The following is a 1510-nucleotide window of genomic DNA, read 5'->3' as shown; positions in this document are numbered from 1 at the left end:
CACAAAAGTCAATTGATTATTTGTTCTAATTTCATTTCCTACTTAACTTCCTGGTATAAAATTGACCGGGAAGTCTAGAGAAGAAGAAGGTAGCCAATGTAAACGCCATTGCGCACAATTATTTTGTACCTCTCCGTCCCGTGTGACGAATATTCCTGGCGCAGCTATAAGTCTTTGATTATAGAAAAGCAACGGGGTACGCCTACGCTGCCATGGCGGCACTGCTAGCTTCTGCCATATTTTTTTTAGTGTACGACCATGACGATGGCCTACGATATGCAGCAATCCATCAACTTTGCCAAAACGTACTGACACCCCCTCATCCGATTGGGGTGCACGAATAACACTTACCGATGTATTGACTATATTAATATTCGGAGATATAACGGTATCATTTAGTTGCCTAATTAATAATCCTAAATGGTGTGGTAATAGTAATTGTGCTGTGGAAACTGGCCACAGTAATGCGTCTACTTTAGGTTCAGCTGATATGGGTGTAGACAGCAAATATAATCTGTCACGAAAACGACGCAGCAGTTTATTCCCAATCGCAAATTGCGGTACCGCATCACGGCGGCTGAGCGCTACCTCCTGCCAAAGATGAGCTAGTTGTTGGCGTGAGGGCATCTCAGCGCCTTGAGATGCTAGCCAGCGCCGCAGCAACGCCCCACGCCTAAGATGGCTCATGGGCAAAAGCGGCGTTAGTTGCAGCCCCCCGTCGGACCTAACAAGTGTAGTTAGGGTTTCTTTTAATAGTTCGTCTAAAAGAGTTTCCTGTTCCCCGCATAACTGTGCGCTACGTGTAGCTGCTTGACTAAATTTAGGCCAACGTTGCTGCAGTGGCATGAGTATACGTAGACGTAAAAAATTACGATCGAAACGATCATTTTGATTACTGTCATCTTCAATCCAACTAAGATTAAGAGCCACAGCATACGCAGCTAGTTGTGCTCTACTGCAAGCTAGCAACGGGCGCAGTAGTCTATGATCCCCCAAAGAGCTATTAGCAGCCATAGCAGCTAATCCTGCTGGGCCACTACCGCGTTTCAATGCCAAAAGTAACGTTTCTGCTTGATCATCTTGGTGTTGAGCAGTAAGTAACACTTCGCCTGGGACTAATACATCATGTAGCGCTTGGTAACGCGCGTTACGCGCGGCAGCCTCAATACCATTTTTAGGTGTAGGTATCGTTTCAAGCTTCACCCTAATAACTTTGAAAGGCACGGTACGCTGCCGGCATTGTTGTTCGCAATGCGTGACCCATAAATCAGCATGTGTGCTTAATCCATGATGAACATGCATTGCCCGTAAAGATAACTGCGGCCCAGTTTTCTGATTATTAGCGTCGCGTAGTGACTTCAATATCTCCAGCAAGACTGTGGAGTCTAACCCCCCGCATAAAGCTAACAGCAGCTGGTTATGCCCAGCAATAGATTCAGCGACTTGTTGTTGTAACCCATGCAGCACATTGCTTTTATACTTCATATAGTATGTATCCGCTGTAACAAGT

1 protein-coding gene is annotated in these 1510 nt (G+C 45.7%); it reads right to left on the bottom strand.

Translation table 11 applies throughout. The annotated features are described in order from the left end of the window. Positions 1–42: 42 nt before the first annotated feature. On the bottom strand, positions 43–1485 hold the full coding sequence (tilS, locus tag CEX73_RS02790; protein ID WP_101627066.1) for a tRNA lysidine(34) synthetase TilS: 1443 nt from the start codon (positions 1483–1485) through the stop codon (positions 43–45). Positions 1486–1510: the final 25 nt, after the last annotated feature.

Origin of the sequence: Candidatus Palibaumannia cicadellinicola (genome assembly GCF_002855795.1) — a bacterium.
Classification (GTDB): Bacteria; Pseudomonadota; Gammaproteobacteria; order Enterobacterales; family Enterobacteriaceae; genus Baumannia; species Baumannia cicadellinicola_C.
This window is presented reverse-complemented; position numbering and strand designations above follow the sequence as displayed.

Excerpts from the sequence above, each read along its gene's own strand:
- tilS (WP_101627066.1), bottom strand. The coding sequence starts at position 1,485 with ATGAAGTATAAAAGCAATGTGCTGCATGGGTTACAACAACAAGTCGCT.